The organism is Enterococcus viikkiensis (genome assembly GCF_005405345.1).
GTDB lineage: Bacteria > Bacillota > Bacilli > Lactobacillales > Enterococcaceae > Enterococcus_A > Enterococcus_A viikkiensis.
In genome coordinates, this window is sequence record NZ_BJDW01000030.1 from 23,493 (window position 1) to 29,492 (window position 6,000).

The following is a 6,000-nucleotide window of genomic DNA, read 5'->3' on the forward strand; positions in this document are numbered from 1 at the left end:
AAGCAAAACTGGCAAAAAAAGCCTTCACCAATTTTTGGCGAAGGCTTTTTAATTTATTTACCTAAACGCTCAACATCACGAGCGATCATCACTTCTTCATCGGTTGGAATAACATAAACTTTCACGCGTGAGTTTGGAGTTGAAAGTTCTGCTTCTTTTCCGTGGATACTCTTATTAATTTCCTCATCGATTTCGATACCGAACCAAGACATTTTTTCCATTACCAAATGACGCACGGGATCAGCATTTTCACCAACTCCGGCGGTAAAGACGATAGCGTCTACGCCATTCATAACTGAAATGTATTGCGCAATATACTTACGGATACGGTCACAGTAAATATCTAACGCTAAGATTGCATCTTCATTGCCATCGTCCGCGCCTTGTTCGATATCACGCATATCACTTGAAATACCAGTCAAACCATAAACACCAGATTTTTTGTTTAAAACATCGATCATTTCATTGATGTCTTTGATGCCAGCTTTTTCCATTAAATATGGCAATAATGATGCATCGATATCCCCTGAGCGTGTTCCCATCGTCAAACCAGCTAAAGGCGTGAAGCCCATAGATGTATCTACTGATTTTCCACCTTCAACCGCTGTAACAGAACCACCATTACCGATATGAGCAGTAATAATTTTAGTTTCTTCGATTGGTTTACCTAATAATTCTGCTGCACGTTCTGAAACGTAGCGATGGCTAGTTCCGTGGAAGCCATATTTACGAGCTGAATATTTATCATAATATTCTTTAGGAATACTATATAAATAATTTGTTGCTGGCATCGTTGCATGGAAAGACGTATCAAAAACAGCAACGCTTGTCACGTTTGGTAAAATATGACGGAAAGCTTTGATTCCCATCGCATTGGCTGGGTTGTGCAGTGGTGCAAATTCACTTAGTTCTTCGATTTTAGCTAGAACATCATCATCGATCAAAACAGAATCTTTGAAGTATTCGCCACCAGCTACGACCCGATGACCTACGCCAGTAATCTCATCAAAGGAAGCAATAATTTTTAATTGGATCAATTGATCTAATAACATTTGAACTGCTACTTCATGGTCTTTGATATCTAGAACTTGTTCAAATTTTTGGCCTTCTCCATACTTGATAGTAAAAATTGAATCCTTAATCCCGATTCTTTCAACGATTCCTTTGGCAATAACTGATTCTTCGGGCATTTGGTACAACTGCCATTTTAAACTTGAACTACCGGCATTGATTGCGATTGTTTTTGACATTTTAATTCTCCTTCATAGTTAATGATGGCTCGCATAAACAAACGAGCATTTATAAATTTGAAGACTTCCAATCTTCGAATTTTTTGAAAAAATCGGTCACTTGACTTGGCTCTTTTAAAGATGGCAAGTGAACTAGCAAAACTTTTTCTGCTTGTTTAGCGGTCTCGCCTTTTTGTTGAAGCAACAAAATACTTTTACGAGAGTGTTCTGATTGGAACAATTCGTCTGGCAATTGGATGATGCCTTGTAAGAACACATTATCCTTCATCCATTTTTGTAACAATGACCCTTGCTCAGTCTCTAAGAAATTGCTTGGCACTAAAAATAAACCAAAACCATTAGGCTTCACGTAATTCATCGCCTGCTCCATCAATAAGTGATGTGCATAGCTGTGTTCTTTTTCTGAATGGGTCGCAAATTTTTCGGCGTGTTGATCATTTGGATAATAGCCAACAGGTAAGTCCCCAATCACATAGTCAACAGGATCGACTAATAAATCTTGCAAACTGTCTTGGTGGAACAACTGTAGATTTTCCCCCATTAATAAACTATCCGAAGCGGCGATTGCTAACAACGTCTCATCATTGTCTACGCCGATCCCTTTGACGGAGTAATTTGCTGCCTGCAGATTGATTAAGGCGGTCAATAATAAATTACCCATTCCCACGCTGATATCTAATATTTCTAGTGACTGCTCTTTGCTTAGCGTCAGTTGTTCGATCAAAAAGACAAACAAAAAGCCGATACTATCTGGTGTTAATTGATGATTAGGCTGCAACGCTTCTTTTTTTGAGCCTTTCAGCAAAATCAATTGCGTCAATTTGCGCCAATCCTCTTTTGTTAAGTCCAGCGCTAATAATTCTTGATAAAGCGCTTCAACTTTTGCAACGGTCGCTGCATCTGGTTGCTGATCGATCACTCGTACTTTAGCATCATCGACTAAGTTCTCCGCATTTTCGATGTAAGCGTCAAAAAAAGAAGTTCCTAGTGACTGCTGCAATGTGATGATCGCCTTTTCCATCACGGAAAAAGCCGTTTCAATTTTTTCAGGGTTCATCTTGCACCTCACAGACTAATATAACACTCACAATACCTGTTCTATTTTAGCCGAGATATTCAAATTAATCAATCGCTTTCTTATTTTTATTAGGGATTTTCTAACTCAGAAAAAAGGAATTTTAGTAAACTTTTCTATAGCATTTAAGCGTTTGCTAAAACTATACTACTCCGAAGAATTTGATGTTCCATTTTTTTCATAAAAATAATAACTTTTCTTTTCCATTTTTACCCGAACCACTAATTGCTCCTGACGTTTTTCATAAGTGATCACGCCCTTATTAAAGACCCACGTCCCTTTTTCTGAGTCCAACGTTTTATACTCCGCCAAAAATAATTCTTTGGCGATTCGGGCTTCATAAAGCTGTTGTGTCCGCTGAACCAAATCTGCTGTTTGATGATAGCTGACCGTTAATTTCAACAGTAAAAAACTAAATAAAAAAATAGCCAATAAAACGGAGAGTAAAATCCCGCCTTGGCTATTGATAGATCCACGTCCCACTTTTTTGTTTTCCATCGGTAAAGGTGATGCGAAAATCGACTCCTTGATTGTTTTCTTGGCAAACAAATTCTTTCACTCCTGTCAGTAAGGGCTGATACCCTCCAGATTGATGCTTTATTATCTTTTTATTGACTGTGTGTATGACGACCGGAACAATGCGTCCCTCACTCTCTGTCTCTCCCACGATCTCATTGCGCGAGCTTTGTTTGTAATTTACATTTTCCATTTCATTGTCTAACTGAAGTAAAAAAATTTCCCATTCTAATTGATGGTAGCCGCTAAGAGCCTGCTCCATTTTATGAGCATGTTGAATTAAGCCGGAAAAAAGCAATAGCACGCCACTTAGCATTAGTAGAGCAACTAAACATTCCAGCAAAGTAAATCCGCTATTTTTTGACAATCAAGATTCCTCCTTGTTGATTAAAGGCCCGCCCCTCTTCAAAAGAAATGTTGATCTGGCCTTTAGAAGGCTTGATCGCGTGCAGCCGATAGCGTCTCGTCTCATTGTATAAATCGCGATAGTTAACCAATGAAGCCAATCTTTCTTGGCTTTCCTGCCGCATCTCTGTCGTAACGTCTAAATAACTGGTTACGAGGATTATTAAAATGACCAAGCTGATCAAACTTTCTAATAGAATATAGCCTTCATTTTCTTTCAAAGCGTCCACTTCCTAGTTGAAATTGATAGATGATTCGTTGCGCGTTGGACTCAGTGAAAATGACCCTTGGAATACTTCCTACACCGATTTGCGTCGTGGAAATATTCCCCTTTCCTGCACTAAATAGAATAGAATTTCCACTGACTAAGGTAATCGATTCAGGGACTTCTAATTGCCTCCAAGCTAACTTCGTATCATTAGTAAAAAAGAGAATCAGTTGCTGGTCTTGGTATAAATCAATCTGTGTTCCTTTATGATCTGTGATCGCCATCTGTTGCACATGCAAAACAGATTTTTCAAATTGATAATAAAAGAAACGTTTTTCTAATTCTTCCTGCCAGCTTTTCAAGGCCAGTGTCGGCAATAAAACAAAACTGATAACGACGATTAAAACGATCAATAATTCAATTAAGGTAAAGCCTCTCAGGTCATTCCTTTTTTGTTTTTTCATAAATAGCATATTGCTTTTCATCGACATAGTCTTTCCCAATCAATTCCTCTTTAGTTGGCGTATGGCCATGATCCAATTCAAAAACTTGAATCTGCGTTTCGACCACCTTGACAATCGCCGCATCACTTTTCTTTTGCGCGGCATCTTTTTGATTGATTAATTTTGGCACGAACAACAACAAAAGCAGACTGATGATAAATAAAACGACGAGCATTTCTAATAGAGTGAAACCCGGCAACTTTTTAGCTAATGCTTTTCTCATAGAATCCCCTCCAAATTAGTTAAGGGTAGCAACATGGTCACATACAGACTGACAATCAAAAGGGCAACAATCAAAAAAAACAGGGGTTGCAGCCAAGAACATAGAAATTCTAATTGATTGAAAAAACGACGCCAAACTAATTGACTGTAGGTCAAGAGTTCTTTGCCTAAATTTCCTCGTGCCTCCCCTTGAAACACGATCCGACTGAATTCTTTTGTTAAAAAGGGATATTGTTTTAGTTCCTCAGCCAAGGGATTGCCTTGAGCTAAACGAATCTTCAACTCAGCGGCCATCTCTTGCATCAGCGACTGCCCATCGACTACTAGCAAACATTCAATAATTTGATGCAGCTCCAAGCCTTGTTGAAAAAGCTTGCCCCACTCTAATGCGAAATACGCCGAATAATAATTACTGAAAAGTTTTCCCACTAACGGCATCCGTGCCAAATAACGAAACCGATGCAAATAATTATTTCGCTTCCCCCATTCCCGCCAGCCTATTAAAAGCAGTAGTAGAACAAGCAGCAACACCAGTCCGACGATCGGCACGTGGGTGATCAACTGCACTGAAAAATCTTCCGCTTGAATCATTCCACTGGCTAACAGTTGCGGCAACAGAAAAAAACGCATGCCTAATAAAATCATGATCAAAAATAACAATAAAAGTAATGGATAGGAGACCGCTTTGAGAAAATTTTCTCGTTGCTTTTGTACCAATTTCATTTGCTGAGCAATCCCAACAAAAGTTTGGGCCAGATCACCATGAGACTCGGCTAATTCAATCTGCAACACTTGATCTGGAGCATAATTTAATTGCGCAAAACTCCTTGCCAAGCTGTTCCCTTGATAAAGGTTTTGTTGAACAATTGATACGACTGTCTGGGAAAATAGATTGGCACTGAGAAAAAAGCCCAATGCTTGTTGCAAGCTAAAGCCGTTGGCTAATAAGTCTCCTAATAAATGGACAAAATCAATCCGTTGTTTGCGTGACAGCTTGGTTTCTTTCCTCACTCTTTTCTAAACCTTCCTCCCAAGTAAAACGTAGCTCTTCTTGATAAAAGCGATAAGCCATCAACACTCCCAGATCACCATTCGTTGTCGGCAAAATTTCCTGATAAATGATTCCACGCAAACATTCCTTCAGTAAGGCTTTTTCTCCTCCCAAATCAATCACACGTGCCTCAGCAGACTCTAAACTGGAGGCATGCAAAGTAGCATAAACACAATGACCGGTTAAGGCTGCTCGAATCGCACCTTGGATTGTCTTAGGATCACGGATCTCACCAATGATCAAAACATCGGGATGATGGCGCAGTGACAGCTTGATTAGTTCATCGTAGCTTTGTTGAATTTTTTCATTAACTTGTAATTGCAAAAAATCAGGCTCTTCAATTTCTACTGGATCTTCGATAGTAATTATTTGTCCTTTGTGCTCTCTGGCTAACTTATACATCAAAGTTGTTTTTCCTGAACCTACTGGACCACAAAATAAGTAAAGCCCCCTTTTTTTGCTGCTATTTTGCAGGACCTCGATTTGTTCCGGCAGATGATAGACTTCCGGGCTTTGACCAAACTGATGTAAAAAACGAATCACTAAGCTCTCCTGCTGCAAATAATCACCAACCGTGGAAAGACGCAAACGTTTTTCCCCTTGAGGCAAGCGGTAGGAAATCGCCCCCAACTGAGCTTTGCGTTTTTCGCTTACATCCATTTGACCTAAATATTTAAACCGATTAATCAACTGTAACCTGAATTCCCGGAATTTATAACGAGGGAGGGGCAACCCCTAACGCCTCATATAATTCCTTCTGCTTCGTCGTA

The 6,000-nt window shown here is 39.4% G+C and carries 9 protein-coding genes; all 9 read right to left on the reverse strand.

The window, feature by feature from the left end:
- Positions 1–53 precede the first annotated feature (53 nt).
- Positions 54–1,250 (reverse strand): acetate kinase, encoded by a 1,197-nt coding sequence (locus FFM67_RS11485; protein ID WP_137614691.1) that lies wholly within the window; start codon positions 1,248–1,250, stop codon positions 54–56.
- Between the two features lie 49 nt (positions 1,251–1,299).
- Positions 1,300–2,307, reverse strand: a complete 1,008-nt coding sequence (locus FFM67_RS11490) for a class I SAM-dependent methyltransferase (protein ID WP_137614692.1) — start codon at positions 2,305–2,307, stop codon at positions 1,300–1,302.
- A 165-nt stretch (positions 2,308–2,472) separates the two neighbouring features.
- On the reverse strand, positions 2,473–2,808 hold the full coding sequence (gene comGG, locus FFM67_RS11495) for a competence type IV pilus minor pilin ComGG (RefSeq protein ID WP_246042989.1): 336 nt from the start codon (positions 2,806–2,808) through the stop codon (positions 2,473–2,475).
- Entirely contained in the window at positions 2,786–3,208 is a 423-nt protein-coding gene (gene comGF, locus FFM67_RS11500; RefSeq protein ID WP_137614694.1) for a competence type IV pilus minor pilin ComGF, read from the reverse strand. The genes comGG and comGF overlap by 23 nt, the downstream gene beginning before the upstream one ends.
- On the reverse strand, positions 3,195–3,476 hold the full coding sequence (gene comGE, locus FFM67_RS11505) for a competence type IV pilus minor pilin ComGE (RefSeq protein ID WP_371851595.1): 282 nt from the start codon (positions 3,474–3,476) through the stop codon (positions 3,195–3,197). The genes comGF and comGE overlap by 14 nt, the downstream gene beginning before the upstream one ends.
- Positions 3,454–3,957 (reverse strand): competence type IV pilus minor pilin ComGD, encoded by a 504-nt coding sequence (comGD, locus tag FFM67_RS11510; protein WP_246042991.1) that lies wholly within the window; start codon positions 3,955–3,957, stop codon positions 3,454–3,456. The genes comGE and comGD overlap by 23 nt, the downstream gene beginning before the upstream one ends.
- Positions 3,896–4,180 carry a competence type IV pilus major pilin ComGC gene (gene comGC, locus FFM67_RS11515; RefSeq protein ID WP_137614697.1) on the reverse strand — a complete coding sequence of 95 codons (285 nt, stop codon included), beginning with the start codon at positions 4,178–4,180 and terminating at the stop codon, positions 3,896–3,898. Before comGC ends, comGD begins: the two co-directional genes overlap by 62 nt.
- Positions 4,177–5,190: a competence type IV pilus assembly protein ComGB gene (gene comGB / locus FFM67_RS11520; RefSeq protein ID WP_137614698.1), complete on the reverse strand. Its 1,014-nt coding sequence runs from the start codon at positions 5,188–5,190 to the stop codon at positions 4,177–4,179. The genes comGC and comGB overlap by 4 nt, the downstream gene beginning before the upstream one ends.
- The gene (locus FFM67_RS11525; protein ID WP_281279110.1) at positions 5,150–5,920 is read right to left on the reverse strand and encodes an ATPase, T2SS/T4P/T4SS family; all 771 of its coding nucleotides are present in this window, start codon (positions 5,918–5,920) and stop codon (positions 5,150–5,152) included. The genes comGB and FFM67_RS11525 overlap by 41 nt, the downstream gene beginning before the upstream one ends.
- Between the last annotated feature and the right edge of the window lie 80 nt (positions 5,921–6,000).

Coding starts and splice junctions, on each gene's coding strand:
- FFM67_RS11485 (WP_137614691.1), bottom strand. CDS start 1,250: ATGTCAAAAACAATCGCAATCAATGCCGGTAGTTCAAGTTTAAAATGG.
- FFM67_RS11490 (WP_137614692.1), bottom strand. CDS start 2,307: ATGAACCCTGAAAAAATTGAAACGGCTTTTTCCGTGATGGAAAAGGCG.
- comGC (WP_137614697.1), bottom strand. CDS start 4,180: ATGAGAAAAGCATTAGCTAAAAAGTTGCCGGGTTTCACTCTATTAGAA.